At 54.7% G+C, this 17,360-nt stretch carries 14 protein-coding genes; 5 read left to right on the top strand and 9 right to left on the bottom strand.

The annotated features are described in order from the left end of the window. Positions 1 to 38: 38 nt before the first annotated feature. Both AC0LWN_RS20745 and AC0LWN_RS20750 read left to right on the top strand, forming a co-directional pair. Entirely contained in the window at positions 39 to 1,190 is a 1,152-nt protein-coding gene (locus tag AC0LWN_RS20745; protein WP_474668651.1) for a sensor histidine kinase, read from the top strand. Positions 1,191 to 1,458: 268 nt separating this feature from the next. Continuing rightward, the gene (locus AC0LWN_RS20750; RefSeq protein WP_474668653.1) at positions 1,459 to 2,121 is read left to right on the top strand and encodes a response regulator; all 663 of its coding nucleotides are present in this window, start codon (positions 1,459 to 1,461) and stop codon (positions 2,119 to 2,121) included. 292 nt (positions 2,122 to 2,413) lie between these two features. Here AC0LWN_RS20750 and AC0LWN_RS20755 read toward each other — a convergent pair whose 3' ends face one another. From AC0LWN_RS20755 to ftsE, 5 genes are all read right to left on the bottom strand, one after another. Next, entirely contained in the window at positions 2,414 to 3,754 is a 1,341-nt protein-coding gene (locus AC0LWN_RS20755; RefSeq protein WP_474668655.1) for a PDZ domain-containing protein, read from the bottom strand. A 59-nt stretch (positions 3,755 to 3,813) separates the two neighbouring features. Further along, positions 3,814 to 5,283, bottom strand: a complete 1,470-nt coding sequence (locus AC0LWN_RS20760) for a S41 family peptidase (RefSeq protein ID WP_474668657.1) — start codon at positions 5,281 to 5,283, stop codon at positions 3,814 to 3,816. Between the two features lie 332 nt (positions 5,284 to 5,615). Next, positions 5,616 to 6,950: a murein hydrolase activator EnvC family protein gene (locus tag AC0LWN_RS20765; protein ID WP_474668659.1), complete on the bottom strand. Its 1,335-nt coding sequence runs from the start codon at positions 6,948 to 6,950 to the stop codon at positions 5,616 to 5,618. A 56-nt stretch (positions 6,951 to 7,006) separates the two neighbouring features. Further along, the gene (gene ftsX / locus AC0LWN_RS20770) at positions 7,007 to 7,921 is read right to left on the bottom strand and encodes a permease-like cell division protein FtsX (RefSeq protein ID WP_474668661.1); all 915 of its coding nucleotides are present in this window, start codon (positions 7,919 to 7,921) and stop codon (positions 7,007 to 7,009) included. Then, positions 7,911 to 8,597 (bottom strand): cell division ATP-binding protein FtsE, encoded by a 687-nt coding sequence (gene ftsE / locus AC0LWN_RS20775; protein WP_474668899.1) that lies wholly within the window; start codon positions 8,595 to 8,597, stop codon positions 7,911 to 7,913. The genes ftsX and ftsE overlap by 11 nt, the downstream gene beginning before the upstream one ends. A 312-nt stretch (positions 8,598 to 8,909) precedes the next feature. On the opposite strand from ftsE, the gene AC0LWN_RS20780 reads away from it, so the two are divergent. The 3 genes from AC0LWN_RS20780 (at position 8,910) to AC0LWN_RS20790 (ending at position 11,850) form a co-directional block, all read left to right on the top strand. Then, positions 8,910 to 10,334, top strand: coding sequence for a VanW family protein (locus AC0LWN_RS20780; RefSeq protein ID WP_474668663.1), 1,425 nt, complete (start codon positions 8,910 to 8,912; stop codon positions 10,332 to 10,334). Positions 10,335 to 10,428: 94 nt separating this feature from the next. Next, positions 10,429 to 10,836, top strand: coding sequence for a CBS domain-containing protein (locus AC0LWN_RS20785; protein WP_474668665.1), 408 nt, complete (start codon positions 10,429 to 10,431; stop codon positions 10,834 to 10,836). Between the two features lie 228 nt (positions 10,837 to 11,064). Beyond that, complete coding sequence (locus tag AC0LWN_RS20790) at positions 11,065 to 11,850, top strand: alpha/beta hydrolase (RefSeq protein ID WP_474668667.1); 786 nt, start codon at positions 11,065 to 11,067, stop codon at positions 11,848 to 11,850. Positions 11,851 to 11,960: 110 nt separating this feature from the next. Here the strand turns inward: AC0LWN_RS20790 and argH are convergent, their stop codons facing one another. The 4 genes from argH to AC0LWN_RS20810 form a co-directional block, all read right to left on the bottom strand. After that, positions 11,961 to 13,376: an argininosuccinate lyase gene (gene argH / locus AC0LWN_RS20795; RefSeq protein WP_474668669.1), complete on the bottom strand. Its 1,416-nt coding sequence runs from the start codon at positions 13,374 to 13,376 to the stop codon at positions 11,961 to 11,963. A 101-nt stretch (positions 13,377 to 13,477) separates the two neighbouring features. Next, positions 13,478 to 14,710 (bottom strand): argininosuccinate synthase, encoded by a 1,233-nt coding sequence (locus AC0LWN_RS20800; RefSeq protein WP_474668671.1) that lies wholly within the window; start codon positions 14,708 to 14,710, stop codon positions 13,478 to 13,480. 351 nt (positions 14,711 to 15,061) lie between these two features. Next, a complete protein-coding gene (argF, locus tag AC0LWN_RS20805; RefSeq protein WP_474668673.1) occupies positions 15,062 to 16,030 on the bottom strand; it encodes an ornithine carbamoyltransferase in 969 nt (322 codons plus the stop codon). After that, the gene (locus AC0LWN_RS20810) at positions 16,027 to 17,313 is read right to left on the bottom strand and encodes an aspartate aminotransferase family protein (RefSeq protein ID WP_474668675.1); all 1,287 of its coding nucleotides are present in this window, start codon (positions 17,311 to 17,313) and stop codon (positions 16,027 to 16,029) included. Before AC0LWN_RS20810 ends, argF begins: the two co-directional genes overlap by 4 nt. Positions 17,314 to 17,360 lie beyond the last annotated feature (47 nt).

Genomic DNA, 17,360 nt, shown 5'->3' on the forward strand with positions numbered 1-17,360 from the left:
TAAGATGAATATACCAACCCTAAAAAGGATGACCCCACTTGACCAGAGAAATAAAGAACCTGCGCTACGCGCTCATTATCATCCCTGCACTGATTGCAATATATGTCTATAACTATGCCGACTATGAGCTGTTCACTCTGCATTTTCTGCTCCTGCTGCTGATCGTGACGCTGGGCGAGCGGCTGCCTGGGCTCCTGCCGGCACTTGCTGCCGGAATTGAGTTACTCTACACAGCCTGGCTGTGTTACCAATACGGCAATTTGATGATTTTTCCGGCAATTTCCGCACTGCTCTATTATTCCAGACTGGAGCAGAGGTTCGTATCACTCCTGTTCTTCTGTGCTCATGTGGCCGCTTTGAATATTGCCCTTAGCGGCTCCGGGCCGCTTGTATGGGTATACATAAATCTTACCTTCCTGCTATCCGCCTACCTGAATGAGCTGCTCTATAGATCAGGGCGCGGACGTGACGACACCCTTTTCCTCTATGACGAGCTGCGCAAAAAGCATTTTGAGCTGGAGGAAGCCCGCAGCCGCCTACAGCAGTTCGCCTCCCAAGTCGAGAGTACCGCGCAGTCGGAGGAACGGGTAAGGATCGCCCGCCAATTGCATGATGATATCGGTCACCGGCTGATCCGGGTTAAAATGATGACAGAGGCGGCCATCCACACCCTACCGCATTCTCTGGAAACGGGGATGGGCATGATGAGCCAGATCCGCGACCAGCTCTCGGCCAGTATGGACGATATGCGCGCCGCAGTCAGACGGATTAGCTATGCTTCACAGCTTGATGGCGCCTATGCACTGGACCGGCTGCTGGAGGAGCTGGGCCGCGATACCGGCATCGAAACCTCCTACAATGTGCAAGGCCAGCCATATCCGCTGTATCCCAGTATTCAGGTTGTCCTCTACAAAAACGCCCGGGAGGCTATTACCAATGCCCTTCGTCATGGCAAAGCAACTGCGGTGTGGATTACACTGTCGTATAGCGAGCATGAGGTCGTTATGGAGGTCGGTAACAACGGATCGCGTCCCGAAGCCGACCCTCTGTCCAAGGTGCAGGGTACGGGCGGCATGGGCCTTAAGGGAATGGACGAGCGGACGAGTCTGATCGGGGGAACGCTTGCGCTGCGGCTTGAACCGGAGTTCACGATGATTACCCGGCTGCCTATTTATAGACAGGGGGAATAGACTGTTTAAGTTGAACTTGAAAAAAGAATAAATAGGACAGAAGTAAAGGGATGGGAAGCTTGGATACTTACAGAGCAATAACGTCCACCTGAGAGCTTTCCGTAGGAAGGCTGGCAGCGTTAGCATAGGCTGTTTGCAAACGGGCAGCGGCCGGAAGTCCAAACATTCCCCGCAGTTACGACCAGACCCCAGTCTGAAAATCTATAGGTCAATTTATACAGCTTGTGTAGTGCATCAATAAATTTGTGCTAAAGGAGACAGACCCTTTATGATCAAAGTAGTGATCGTTGACGACGATCCTTTTATCCGCGAAAGTCTGAAGGTATTGGTCGCTCTCGACCCGGAGATCGAGGTTGCCGGCGCGGCAGGGGATGGCAATGAAGCCTTGGCCCTGCTAAAGCAGCTCCCGCATGCCGATGTCGTGCTGATGGATATCCGCATGCCGAACTGCGGCGGGGTGGAGGGAACACGTAACATCAAAGCAGCCTTCCCCCGAATTTCCGTGCTGATGCTGACCACCTTCGATGATGACGAATACATTATTGAAGCGCTGCGGAACGGGGCCAGCGGATACCTGCTGAAGAATATTCCGCCGGACCGGATTATCCAGGGCATCAAAACCGTACATGAAGGCAATATGCTGATCCATCCCGACATCGCCCGCAAGCTGGCAGGGCTGCTGCAGCCGGCTGCGCGTCCGAAGGACACCCCGGCGCAGACACTGGAAGCGTATGGACTGACCAAAGCCGAGCAGGCCGTGGTATCCTCCATCGCAGAAGGCTATACCAATAAAGAAATCGCCGCCGCGCTGTTCTTAAGCGAAGGCACGGTCAAAAACTACATCACCGATATCCTCAGCAAGCTCGGACTGCGCGACCGGACGCAAATTGCCATCTTTTATCTGAAGAGCCAGCGGGGCGGCGGGGATTGAGACGAAAAAAGGCCTGTGCGCCCTGAACTTCAGGGGGACACAGGCCTTTGGTTTGTTGCGTTCAGGAGCTTATCTTTCTTGAGAACAAGTGGAATTGCTCCCACTAATTCAAGCCGCATGGCTCCTGTAAAAACAATAGTTGGAAAAAGGAAACCTAATCGGACCTAAGAAGCCGCTATAGGATGGAATTGCTTAAAATAAGTGTGCATAATCCCACTAAAAGCTGCTGAGGCACGAATTTCAGCGGAAATAGTTGTACAAATTCCACTAAGCCCTCAGTGCAACTGATAGCCTACAAGTCTTGGGCGCCTGCCGATTCCTGTTTGGATTCTGCAGCCTTGGATTCTGCAGCCTTGGCCGCCCGTCCCAGGCCGCCATCGGAATGGCTGCGGCGGACAGTCCCTGTCTTCATGCCGATAATGCTGAAGATGCTGGACGGCTTCGCCTCTGCCGTTACTGTTCCGTCCGGCTCCGGCACCAGAATGATGCCGAGCTGATGGTGGTCGCCATCGTAGATCGCGCGCTGGAGATATTTGCTCTCGCCTTCGCGGTTCTGCACCTCCAGCTTGCAGAACGCGGGATTCATGCGCAGCGCCTCATGAAGCTGCGCGGCGTCGGTCAACAGAACCCCGTTGACCTTCAGCAGAATCTCGCCCGGCAGGATGCCCAGCTCCTGCGCGGGGCTGTCCGGCAGCACGGCCAGAACTTTGCGGCCGGCAGCGGGATGCACGAAGATGGGGCTTAAACTGCGCTCCTCCAGAGCGCTGTACCAGCCCAGAGCTTCGTGAAGCAGAATAGCTGCGAGCGCCGCGAGCACGGTCAGCGGGCTCCACCAGGCGGCAAGCAGGCTTAAGCCCAGCAGGACGATGCTGTACAGCAGCAGCCGTCCTGCTGTGCGGGCACTCTTGCGCCCGGGCAGCATGCCCTGGGTCATCTCGCTGAAGCCGATGATGACCGGCAGGGAGACCAGGCCAAGCCCGCCGCCCAGCAACGGGTGCCAGGGCAGATCGCCGATTCCCGCTCCTGAGGGAATCAGCAGGAACAGCGGCAGCGGCCAGAAGGCTTGCAGCTGATAGCCGCCAACAACCTTGCCGCGCTTGCCTTTGAGGAAGAGCGGCGACGCCAGCCCTGCGCCCTGCCAACGCGCCAGCAGCGCCTCGGCGAGATGCAGCAGCGCTGCCAGCACCAGCAGCGCAGGGATATCCATCTCCCTGAGCGCGCCGGCAACCGTTCCCACGGTTCCGGTCTGCAGCGTATCCGGAAAGAAAGACAGTACAAACTGCATAATTCCCAAAAGGCCTATGGAATAGGCAAAACACAAATAGCGCACACGAAAGAGCATAAGCACCAGACTGACCACCCAAATACAGGCCACCGCCGTCCCTGACAAGGAGATTCCCAGCAGAACAGCGGCAAGGGAAACGACCAGCCCCATCACCAGGCCGCTCCATACCGTGCGCCAGGTTTCCCGGCCCCAGCTATGCAGCTTCACATGGATCAGCTTCCGCTCCAGCGCTACCTGTCTGCGGTAATAGAAGGCAATAAAGAGAATAGCAATATAGTAATAAGGCTGAATCAGCAGATGTATGGCCGCTGTGCCCAAGCTTGCAAGCAGTTCTGGCATCCCATTCAAACCATTCGTCACACTCCAATTCTTAGCTTTTAAAAAAAAGAAGGCTGAAATCAGCCTCCTTACTTTTTCGACGCCGCCGCCTTGATTTCCTTCTGCACCTCGGCAATTCCCTTATTGAGCTGATTGTCGTTAGCCGGGTCCTTAATGGCCTTGACCAGCGCCAGCTCCAGCGCCTCGGCTGTCTTGGCGTTGATGATGCCGGTTGCCTGCAGCTTGGACGTGCTTTGAAATTTCTTGACCGCATCCTTCGTCGCGGTATCGAAATATCCATCCTTGCGTCCCGGCTTGTAGCCAAGACCGGCCAGCATGATCTGCGCGTTCTTGACATCCGTGCTGTTCATGTTGTATTGCAGGGTTACGCTTTTGTTAATCGGTGCTACCGAGAAGTAATCCGGCTGGGCCACGGCGATGTCCGGCTTGATGCCCTTGCCGTGAATCCAGGAGCCGTTAGGCGTCAGCCATTTGGCAATCGTAATCTTCAGCAGGCTGCCGTCTCCGAGCTGCTTGTCGAAGCTGGTCTGCACCGTGCCTTTACCGAAGGAATTGCCGCCGATCAGCTTGGCTCCTGCGGATTGCTGCAAGGCTCCGGCCAGAATCTCCGAGGCGCTTGCACTACCTTTGTTCATCAGCACAACGACCGGATAATCTTTGCTTGAGCCTTTGGAGGTGCTTACCTCACGCTTCTTATTCTTATCCTCAACTTGAACAATGGCTTTGCCAGCTGGAACGAATTGCTGTGCCATCTCGATAACAACCGGCAGCACGCCGCCCGGGTCGTTGCGGACATCAATGACAAGTCCCTTCATCCCCTGCTTCTCCAGCTTGCCAAGCTCTTCCTTGAACCGTTCAGCGGTATTCATGGAGAACTGGGTCACTTCGATTATACCTACGCCATCCTTCCCAAGCTTGGCGTAGACCGTCTCCAGCTTCACATCATCGCGGGTGAGTACGAACTCCAGCGGCTCCGTAGCACCGGCACGCTGGATCTTCAGCGTAGCCTTGCTTCCCTTAGGACCGCGAATTTTGGCTACTGCAGCATTCAGCTCCATCCCTTCAAGTGTTTCTCCGTTCACAGACAGAATGACATCCTTAGCCTGCAGCCCGGCTTTCTCAGCCGGCGAGCCCTTGATCGGGGAGACGATAACCACCTTGCCGTTATCCGAAGACACCTCTGCCCCAATTCCCGAGAACGAGCCTTCGATGCTCTCCTCGAACTTCTGCGCCGTTTCTTTACCCATATAATTTGAATAAGGGTCGCCCAGTGCCTCCATCATCCCGTTGACAGCACCATCGATCAGCTTCTCCCGGTCTACCTTTTCGTAGTAATTGCCCTCAATCAGACTCAGTGCGGTTCCGAGCTTCTGCGATTCCTTCTCCTGCAGACCGCTGGCCGGCACGGGTGCCGCCGCTACACCTTCACCCGCAGCTTGTCCGAATACATTCACATAGCCGGTCACACCCAGAGTCAGCAGGCTGCCGCACAGCAAGGCGGCGATCATCATAAACGCCGCTGTGCTTTTCTTCAACATGATGTTCCCACCGTCCCTTCTTGTCTATCTCATCAAGTCCAGTATTCCGTTCTGCAAAGAACGGCATCTCTTCCAGTATATGCCGCAAACTGCAATAATATTTATGATATAGAATCAACTTGAGTTTCTATGTTTCGGGATTCGGTCGTAACTACGGGGAATGTTTGGACTTCCGGCCGCTGTTATTCACAGATTTCTTGATTTGAAACCGCAACTCGCGGTTGAAATCTGTGAACAAAGGCGGACGCTATCGCTCCTACAGTTCCAAACTTCCCCTCCATTACTTCTTCCCTTTTACCAATTTTCAAGTTCATCCTATATTGTCCTTAAAATCAAAGATAAGGCATCGGATCAACCGGTTTGCCGTCAATCCGCACTTCGAAGTGCAGATGCGGACCGGTTACCCGGCCGGTGGCCCCGGATTCGGCGATAACCTGGCCGCGTTCCACGCGGTCACCCACCTTAACCTTGATGCCGCCTTCGCGAATATGGCCGTAGAGCGTCCATACACCGCCGCCGTGGTCGATGATTACGCAGTAGCCGTACCCGCTCCACCACTCTGCCACAATTACCGTACCGGAGTCGGCAGCATGAATGTCTGTTCCCTGCGGAACGGCAAAGTCCGTACCCGTATGCATCTTGCCTACCTCACCGGTTACAGGATGCGTACGCAGTCCATAAGGCGAAGAAATCCGTGCCGAACCAACTGGAAGCAGGAACGGCCCGTTTCCACCGGCATATTCCTCCGCAGCAGCAGGGCTGCTGTCTGAGCCTGAGCCGGAACCCGAGCCGGTGCTGCTGCTGGCTACTTTGGCTCTGGCCGCTGCAGCGGCTGCCGCGGCTGCAGCTCTGCGAGCCGCTTCCGCTTTGGCTGCCGCCGCTTTGCGTGCGGCTTCCTCGGCTTTGATCTTATCCTTCTGTTCCTCAAGCGCCGAGCGCTCGCTGGCCAATTGCACCAGCTTGGCATTCTGCTCTTCCGTCACGCCGTCCGACTCTTGGATTTCCTTATCATAGTAGGCGATAAGCTCCTGCTTCTCCGCCTCCTTCTCCTTCAGCACGCTGCGCTGGGATTCCAGATCCGTGTACAGCTGCTTAGCCTGGGCGTACTGCCCTTCCAGCTCTTGCTTCTTGGAAATGACCGTCTGCTTGTCCAGCTTATGCTGCGCCAGCAGGTCCTGATCCTGATCCACGATCATCTTAAGCGAGTCCGCCCGATCCAGGAAATCAGAAAAGCTTTTCGAGGAGAGCAGCACATCCAGATAGGAGACTGCACCGTCGGTGTACATCAGTCGAACTCTGGATTCAAGCAGCTTCTCCCGGGCGGCCACACGCGCTTCCGCCTCATCCAGCTCATTTGCCGTAACCTTCAGCGATTCCTCCGTGCTGTCGATTTTCCCGGAAATCGTTGTCATCTTACCCTTCACTTGACCAATCTGATCCAGTACATACTGGAGATTCAGGTTTGTTTTGTTCTTGTAATGCTGGGCCTGTTGATTGCGTGAAGCAGCCTTCTCCTGCGCCGCCTTGGCAGCCTGCACCTCTTGCTGCAGCTGCTTTAGCTGCTTGTCGATTTCAGCGACCGAAGTCTTTTTGGCATATCCGTCAGAGGGCTGGAATAGTGTCACAGCCAGCAATACAGCGGACAATCCGGCGGTAATCTTCTTCAACTCGCACTCCCCGTCCTTTATCCTGTTATGATCGTCATCCTCCCGCGGATGATGAACTATACTTTCAAAAACTTGCGGATCGACACGCTGCTTCCCCATATACCAATCAGCACACCAAGGCTGACCAGCAGTCCGCAGAACAGAAGCCAAATACTGCCAAAAGGAATGAGCTGCAGCCCCAGCATCGGGTCTCCCTGTACAGAAGATGTCAGGCTGCTGTAGCCAGCGTAGAGTAAGCCCGAGGTGATCAGCGAGCCGATCAGGCCAATGAGCGCCCCTTCAACAAAGAAAGGCCAGCGGATAAAGTAATTCGTCGCCCCGACCAGCTTCATAATACCAATCTCCCTGCGGCGGGCGAGAATTGTAACCCGTATCGTATTGGAGATCAGGAACATGGACATAACCGCCAGCCCTGCTACAAAAATAAACCCGATGTTGCGTATAGCCTTCGTCACCTTGAAGAGCGTCTCCACCGAGCCTTTGCCGTAATTCACTTTGTAGATTGGCTTCTCTTCATGTGTTTTGTTCAGGGCTTCGATCTTCTCCGCCACAAAAGGAACAGTTGTCGGCTGGATCACTTCCACAAGCAGCTTGTCCGGCAGTGGATTGTTATCATTATCAAAGCCTTCCAGCAGCCCGGCGGCATCCGGTCCCATATCCTCGCGGAATTCCTTCAGCCCCTGCTCTTTGGAGATGAACTCTACCTTGCTGACTTCCGGCATACTGCCGATTTCATTTTGCAGCGTTTCACGCATTTTCTGATCGGTATTCAGCGCCAAATGCACATTGATCTGCACCTGGCTGTCCGCCTTGTCGGCGACCGCATTGACATTGAGCACAAGCAATATAAAAACACCAAGCACGAAAAGGGAGACGACAATGGACGTGATGGAAGCCACCGACATCCAGCCGTTGCGGAATACGTTTTTGAAGCCTTCCCGCACATGCCGCAAGAAGGTTTTAAAACTCATAACCATATTCCCCTCTCAGTTGGTCTCTGACAATGTTTCCGTTCTCAATCGCGAGTACCCGCTTGCGCATTTTGTTGACGATATCCTTGTTATGGGTAGCCATTACAATCGTAGTCCCGCGAAAATTGATTTCATCCAGCAGTTGCATAATTCCCCATGAGGTCTCCGGGTCCAGGTTGCCTGTAGGCTCGTCCGCAATAATGACGGAAGGGTTGTTGACAATCGCCCGTGCGATTGCAATCCGCTGCTGCTCCCCGCCTGATAGCTGCGAAGGCTCACGGTTCGCTTTACTGCGCAGGCCGACCAGTTCGAGCACTTCAGGAACACGTTTCTTGATAACCTTCTTCGGCGCCTCAATAACCTCCATCGCAAAAGCGACATTCTCATAGGCGGTCAACTTCGGCAGCAGGCGGAAATCCTGGAACACCACGCCGATATTGCGGCGGACATAAGGAATCTTGCGCGGCTTCAGCTTACCTATGTTGAACCCGCCTACAGATATTTGCCCTTTGGTCGGCGACTCTTCTCTATAGATTAATTTCATGAACGTTGATTTACCGGCGCCGGACGGTCCGACGACATACACGAACTCATTGCGGTCGATTTTGACGGATACGCCTTGAAGCGCATGGGTTCCATTAGGATAGGTCTTCCACACATCCTGCATTTCGATCACTTCATCACTTCCCGATTCTGACATATTCCGCTGTGCTGCTTTCTGGCAGCAAACCACAGTAGTTTCCATTAACTGCATCAATACCGCAGGCGTATCTATTGTAACAAATCCGTAACTGCTTGAGTACCCGAAAGTTTTTCGGACAACACACATATACATAAAAAAGCACCCATAAATACCTGTTTAAGAAGTCCGGCCGCTCCGGCTTCCATCTACTATCTATTATATCGGCTGCAAATAGCTTTCCTTAAGCTTGTCCGCCCTGGCCCGCGCTCGATCAGCGCAAATCTGCCCTGCAGAAGGAGATTATTCATGAGAAAAATCCATGCCGCCCTCATCATGGTGATCGGTCTTATATTGGCCGGCTCACTGGTAACCGGAGGATTGCATTTATATGGAAATCAGCACACCCTGCCCAAAAAAACTGCTATTGCAGGCTGGGACATTGGCGGAATGGATTTTGCCGAGGTCCGCACCGGATTGAAGTCACGGCTTAAGGCGCTGGAATCGGTTCCCTTGGTGCTGAAGGCGGAAGGAAACACTGAGCTGACCTTCACGCTGAAGCAGGCCGGAATGACCTATGATGCAGCGGATTTCCTGCGTACACTAGACACACTGACTGCGGGTGGATTGCTTGACCGGGTGCAGGCCCGCCTGAGCTTTCCCCGCAGCTTCGAGCTTGGGATTAACCTGGATATCACACAATTGCAGAAAAGCCTGAGTCCGGCCTGGGAAAAAGAAACCTTCGGCGTTCCCGTAGATGCCGTCCGGCGGATCACCGCAGATGACCGCGTGGTGTACACACCCGAGACAACCTCCTTCGAGGTGGACTGGCGTGCGCTGGAGCTTACCCTGCGGGCGGCCGCGCCATCCACCTTGCGTAGTGCGGACAACCTTGAGGGCAAGCAAATCCTCTTTGAAGTGCCTCTTAGCGTTCAACAGCCGGATGTCACCTTGAAGGCGCTGAAGGATCAAGGCATTGAGCGAAAAATCTCAGAGTTCAGCACCTCGCTCGGCGCAAGCGGCCCCGGCCGCACCTTCAACATCGAGTCCGCCGCCCAAGCCGTTGACGGCACCATTCTGCCTCCCGGCGCCGTCTTCGATTACGGCAAAGCCATCCAGAAGGCACAGGCAGACACAGGCTTCCGTGAAGCACCGGTGATCGTCAACGGCAAACTCCAGCCCGGCACAGGCGGCGGCATCTGCCAGGTGTCGAGCACCCTCTACAACGCTGCGCTGCACTCAGGCCTCGAAATCGTGGAGCGGCGCAATCACTCCCTGCCGGTCAACTATCTCCCGAAAGGCCAGGATGCCACCTTTTCCGAAGGCAACATCAATTTCCGCTTCCGCAATAACACCGGCAAATACCTGATTATCAAAGCGGCGGTACAGGGCCGCTACTTAACCGTGAAGCTGTTCGGCACATTCCCGAAGAACGTAACCTTTCTCATTCAGTCCCGGACTGTAGAGGTGCTGCAGCCTGCCGACAAATACGTGAGCGACCCCTCGCTTCCGCGCGGCGGCACACGCGTACTGCAGAACGGCAAAACAGGCTATGTAGTCGAGACCTACATCACCCGCCTGGTTGACGGTAAAGCTACTGAGAAGAAGCTGCTCTCCCGCGATACCTACTACGCCCAGAAACGGGTCATCGCCATCAACCGGGGCGGCATGGGCAAGACCACACCGCCGGAGTCCCCTAGGAACCCGCTGGTGGAGGATGGCGTACGAGGGTAATCTTTTCTTTACATTGCGATTACCTTCGTCCCCATTGCAGTTTATGATTGAGCGTTACTGTAAAGTAAAACAAACACAGAAAGGATGAACTGCAATGAGCATTATTGCCGCCAATGAATTATCCGCCATTCTCCGCACGGCTCCGTCTGTTCCTGCCTCCTCTACCTGCCGCGAAACCTTGCGCGTGATGTTCCAGCACCCGGAAGCCAAATGCATCGTTGTCTGCAATACACACAATGAGCCGGTTGGGCTGCTGATGTGCGAACGCTTTTTCCTCAAGGTTACCGGACGTACAGGCATGGACCTCTTCTACCGGGAATCCGTAACCAAGCTCATGAACCGCAAACCGCTAATCGCCGATATTACCGCCCCGCCGTCCCTCGTTTTAACCGAAGCGATGAACCGCCCCGATACCCTGAAGCAGGACTGCATCATTGTTACGTCTAACGGCACATTCGCCGGCGTAGTCTATACCTCGGATTTGATTGGCGGGCAGCATTAGAGCTGCTCCCCGTTTGCAAGCTTTGTGTATATATTCGGCTATCCGCCGCCTTATTCCTCTGAATTCATTCCTCTTTTGTACCGAACCCTCTAAATCGAGCGCTTTGGCGCGGTCCAACCTGCTGCTTCTCCCCGGTTCTTATACATAATAATTCTAGAGATTCCTACAATTCATATCCATTTTGGACTATGCTATCATTTGGGCTGAAATGGAAAGGGGATATGGAAAGTGGCTTTAATAGAATGTAAATTTTATTCGGAAGTGCTGGGCCTGAGCACCTCGATGACAGTTATTTTGCCCCAGCAGACAACAACGCAAATTGGCATGACCAATGTAACACGCGGGAAGCTTCACCCGACACTTTTTTTGCTGCACGGCCTGTCTGACGATGATTCGATCTGGCTGCGCCGTACCTCGATTGAACGTTATGTGGCCCAGATGGGAATTGCTGTAGTGATGCCGCAGGTGCACCGCAGCTTCTACACAGATATGGCGGAAGGAGGCCGGTACTGGACCTTCATCAGCGAAGAGCTGCCGGCGCTGGCCCGTTCCTTCTTCCCGCTGTCACCGGAGCGTGAGGATACCTTTGTGGCCGGTCTGTCGATGGGCGGCTACGGGGCGATTAAGCTGGGACTGCGCAAGCCCGACACATTTGCTGCTGCGGCGAGTCTTTCCGGGGCGCTCGACATGGCGCATCATTTCATGAACTGGGAGGACCCCACCAAGAAGACCCCAGAGTACGAACGGATTTTTGGCAAAAAGGATATCGAAAACACTCCAGATGACCTGCTCTGGCTGCTGAGTGAGGTGGACCGCTCTAGTGGTCCCAAACCGCTTCTCTATCAATGCTGTGGCACGGAGGATTTTCTGTATGCGGATAACCAGACCTTCCGCAAGGCCTGCGCCAAGACTTCCCTGTCCTTAACCTATGAAGAGGGGCCGGGCGAACACGAATGGGGCTACTGGGATACCAAAATCCAGGATGTGCTGGCTTGGCTGCCGCTGGGTAAGTGAGGGTAAGGTCAATTATTTGCTAGAAAAAAGACTGTCCTCCACCGCATCACCAAATGCAGCGGAAAGACAGTCTTTGTTGATTTCACCGGCCAGTTTGTCCTGACGGCCTCTTAATCTATCGTAGTCACGTGCTGTGCTACCCACTCACTGGTCACCTGCAGTGCGGCTTCAGCACGCTCAATTGCTGCCTTCACCTGCACTGTAGCCGTGCCGCCGTAGACATTGCGGGCATTCACCACAGCCTCGGGCTGCAGGACGGCATAGATCTGCTCATCGAACAGCGGAGAGAACTCCTTGAACTCCTCCAGCGTCAGATCGAGCAGGAATTTACCTTCATTGATGCAGTACAATACCGTTTTGCCGATCACCTCATGCGCCTGGCGGAACGGCAGACCTTTGCCTACCAGGAAGTCGGCAATATCGGTTGCGTTGGAGAAGTCCGTATTGACGGCTTCGCGCATCCGGCCCTTGTTCACCTTCATCGTGGAGATCATCGGCGCGAATAGCTGCAGCGCTCCGGTCAAGGTGGCTACGGTGTCGAACATGCCTTCCTTGTCTTCCTGCATATCCTTGTTGTAAGCCAGTGGCAGCGACTTCAGCACAGTCAGCAGGCCGATCAGGTTGCCGTAGACGCGGCCCGTCTTGCCGCGTACCAGCTCCGGCACATCCGGGTTCTTCTTCTGCGGCATAATGCTGCTGCCTGTACAGAAGGCATCGTCCAGCTCCACGAAACTGAACTCGGTGCTGCTCCACAGCACCAGCTCTTCGCTGAGCCGGGACAGATGGGTCATGACCAACGCAGCGTTCGACAGGAACTCCACGATGAAATCACGGTCGCTGACGGCGTCCAGACTGTTCTCATACACGCTGCCAAACCCAAGCTGCTCCGCTACAAAATGGCGGTCAATTGGAAAGGTGGTACCTGCCAGCGCCCCTGCACCCAGCGGCAGCACGTTGATCCGCTTGTAGCTGTCTGTGAGGCGCTCCGCATCGCGGCGGAACATGGACACATAGGCCAGCAGATGGTGGGCGAACAGAATCGGCTGGGCACGCTGCAAATGCGTGTAACCCGGAACAATCGTCTCCACATTGTCTTTCGCTTGTCCAATCAGCGCTTCCTGCAGCTCATGGAGCAGAGCCACCAGCTCCACCACGCGGTTCCGCAGATAGAGGTGCATATCCGTAGCCACCTGGTCGTTGCGGCTGCGTCCGGTGTGCAGCTTGCCGCCAACAGGACCAATTTCCTCGATCAGGTTCTTTTCGATATTCATGTGAATATCTTCGTCCGCCACGGAAAATACAATTTCACCCGCACGCACCTTGTCCAGCACCTTGTTCAGTCCGTCCTTGATTGTCTCTACATCCTCTTGCGGCAGGATGCCGCATTTGCCCAGCATGGTGACATGGGCCAGACTGCCCTGCACATCCTCTTCGGCTAAGGCTTTATCGAATCCGATAGAGGCTGTATACTCCTCTACCAGCTTGTTCGTTCCTTTGGTAAAACGTCCGCCCCACAGCTTGCTCACCTGTTATATCCTCCTCTGCCCGACGTTAGAAGGGCCGCTCCTGTCCTGTAGGGAGGAACGGCCTTAAGTGGGCTGGTTATTTGTTCAAATATAAGAAAGTACTACTTGGATTCTGCTACACCCGCCGAAACCTTCAGACGCAGAGCGTTCAGACGGATAAAGCCTGTTGCATCTCCTTGGTCATAAGCTTGTGTAGGGTCTGCTTCCATTGTTGCAATATCCGGGTTGTACAAGCTGACCGGAGACTTCACACCGGCTCCGATGATGTTGCCCTTATACAACTTGACGCGCACGGTTCCTGTAACGTTCTTCTGGCTTTCCTTCACCAGCGCCTGTAGTGCAAGGCGTTCAGGCGCGAACCAGAAGCCATTGTATACCAATGTGCTGTAACGGGTGATCAGGCTATCACGCAGGTTCATTACTTCACGGTCCATTGTGATGGACTCCATTTTGCGGTGGGCTGTGAATAAAATCGTTCCGCCCGGAGTTTCATATACGCCGCGGCTCTTCATGCCGACAAAACGGTTCTCCACCATATCGACGCGTCCAATGCCATGCTTGCCGCCCAGCTCGTTCAGCTTCTCCATAACCTGCAGTGGAGATAACGGCTCTCCGTTCAGCGCGACACAGTCACCCTTCAGGAATTCCAGCTCCAGGTATTCCGGCTGATCCGGGGCATCCTCCGGCGCGTTGCTGAGGAGGAACATGCTTTTGTTCTCCGGTGCGCTTGGATCGAACCAAGGATCTTCCAGCACGCCGCTCTCATAGCTGATGTGCAGCAGGTTGCGGTCCATGGAATACGGCTTGGCTGCCGAGGCCTGGACCGGAATTCCGTTCGCTTCGGCGTAGGCGATCATTTCCGCACGGCCAGGGAACTGGTTGCGGAACTCTTCGAGCCGCCAAGGCGCAATCACTTTGATGCTTGGCGACAAGGCCGCCGCGTTCAGCTCGAAGCGCACCTGATCGTTGCCCTTACCGGTTGCACCGTGGGCGATGGCCGTAGCGCCTTCAGCGATGGCGATATCCACCATGCGCTTTGCGATAAGCGGACGGGCAATGCTCGTGCCGAGCAGGTACTGCCCCTCATACAAAGCGCCCGATTGGAACATCGGGTAGATGAAATCACTCGCGAATTCGTCGCGCAGATCATCAATGTAGACCTTCGACGCGCCGGTGGCGAGCGCTTTTTCCTCCAAGCCTTCCAGCTCTTCCTTCTGGCCGATATCGGCTGTAAAAGCAATAATCTCCGCGTCATAGGTTTCTTTCAGCCATTTCAAAATGACCGATGTATCCAGCCCGCCGGAATAGGCGAGCACAATTTTTTCTTTTGGCATGGGGGTGTGACTTCCTTTCGTGTGGAGGGTATAAGATGAGCCTAGACCGGCGTGTAGAAATCCGTTGCCCGGACGCAACTGCGTGAAATGTTTGGACTTTCGGCCGCTGTTGTCTCCAGATGTTTTTGATTATACCGCTTTGCGGATAACATCCGGAGACAAAGGCGGACGCTATCGCTCCTACAGTTCCAAACTTTCACTCCGTTGCTAAGCAACAGATTCCGACACCCAAATATTTGGCCCAGTTCATCTTATATAGTGTTTTATATAATATTAATATTAGACCCATACAGGCTCGATGGCTCGATCCTGATTTACTCTAAATCCTTAATTTCGAACGTCGAATGCAGCTTAGCCCATCAACGCGGCCATCAGCGCTTTCTGCGCATGCAGGCGGTTCTCGGCCTGGTCGAAAATGACCGAGTTCGGGCCGTCGATCACGCCTGTGCTGACCTCTTCCTCACGGTGAGCCGGCAGGCAGTGCAGGAACAGGTAGTCGCTCTTAGCGCCTTTAACCAGTTCTTCGTTGACCTGATAGTCCTTAAAAGCAGCCTCACGCGCCTTCTGCTCGGCCTCGAAGCCCATGCTCGCCCAGACATCCGTGTAGATCACATCGGCATCCTGTACGGCTTCCTGCGGGCTGCGGGTGATCACGATAACCGCTCCGGTCTCCTTGGCGATCTCGCGCGCCTCAGCTACTACAGCCGCATCCGGCTCATAGCCCTCAGGTCCGGCAATCGAGACATTTACACCCAACTTGGCTCCGCCGATCAGCAGGGAATGCGCCATGTTGTTGCCGTCACCGATATAGGCCAGCTTCAGGCCCTTCAGCTTGCCCTTGTGCTCGTATACCGTCTGGTAGTCAGCCAGCACCTGGCACGGATGCGCCAGATCGCTCAGCCCGTTGATCACGGGAACTGAGGCGTAACGGGCCAGGTCCTCTACTTTATCATGGCCGAAGGTGCGGATCATAATGCCATCCAGATAACGCGACATCACCTGCGCCGTATCGCCAACCGTTTCGCCGCGTCCGAGCTGGATGTCATTTTTGCTCAGGAAAAGCGCATGGCCCCCAAGCTGATACATGCCCACTTCGAACGATACGCGCGTGCGGGTCGAGGATTTCTCAAAAATCAGTCCAATGGTCTTGCCCTTCAGCGGCTGGTAGACCTCACCGCTCTTCTGCTTGCGCTTCAGCTCAATAGCCAAATCAATCAAATAGATGATTTCCTCCGGACTGTAGTCGTTCAGCTCCAGCAAATCACGGCCTTTAAGCTGTTGTGCGAGTTTTTGCGTATCCTGCTGTATTCCCTGGCTCATGAACCTGCCTCCCACTTTCCATTGTTAGCATAAGTATGAATGAGTTCCGAAAGGATGTCCACCGCCTGGTGGATCTCCTCTTTACTTACATAAAAGTTAGGCAGCAGCCGAATCACATTCGGTCCAGCCTGTACGAACAGCAGCCCCCGCTGTTGTCCGGCCAGCACAATGTCTGCTACCGGCGCCGCACATTCGATACCAATGAGCAGGCCTTTGCCGCGGATCTCCTTCACAAAAGGCGTGTCCGCCAGCTTGTCGCCCAGCAGCCCCTTGAGATACTCGCCCATGTCGGCGGCACGCTGCGCCAGATTATCTTCCAGCATCGTTTCAATCGTTGCTTCCATTACTGCTGCTGCCAGCGGCGTTCCGCCAAAAGTGCTTGCATGCGCGCCCGGGCTGAACGCTTCCCGCAGATAGCCTTTGCCCAGCATCACACCGGCAGGAAAACCGCTGGCCACGCCTTTGGCCAAAGTAAAGATGTCCGGCTCGATGCCGTAGTGCTGGTGCGCGAACAGCTTGCCTGTGCGCCCCATGCCGGTCTGCACCTCATCCACAATCAGCAGTAAGCCATGCTCCTTGCACAGCGCTACAACCGCGTCGAGGAACTCCTGCTGCACCTCCAGCACGCCGCCCTCAGCCAGAACCATTTCAAGCATAATTGCTGCGGTATTCTCGGAAATTGCGGCCTTCAGCGCCGGAAGATCATGCAGCGGCACGGTCTTGAAGCCTGACGGGAGCGGCAAGAAGCCTTCTTTTACCTTTTGCTGCCCGGTAGCTGTCAATGTCGCGATTGTCCGTCCATGAAAGGACTGCTCGAACGTGATCACTTCATAACGTCCTGTTCCCTTCACCTTCTGGTGGTAACGGCGTGCGAGCTTGATTGCCGCTTCATTCGCTTCGGCCCCGCTGTTGCAGAAAAACACCTGATCCGCACAACTGTTAGCTGTAAGCAGCGCCGCCACCCGGTCCTGCCCCGGAATGTGGAACAGGTTCGAGACATGCCACAGGGTATCAATCTGTTCCTTCAGCTTCGCGCCAACCTTCTCGGGAGCGTGTCCCAGACTCGTTACGGCGAGTCCGCACATGAAATCAAGATACTTGTTGCCCTGATCATCCCATACCCAGCTGCCCTTGCCCTTAACGAGACTTATATCGTATCTCGCGTAGGACGGGAATACCGCACTCAGCTTGGCAGGAGCAGCCTCCTGAACCTTCGTCTCTACTGAACGATCCTGCGGCGCCCCTGTCAAAGAATCTTTTTCCGCTTGCGTAAGCTCACTCATTCTTAGTCACTCTCCCACCATGCTGCTTCCGGTATTCCCGTCAGCGC

Source organism: Paenibacillus sp. sgz302115 (genome assembly GCF_056120445.1).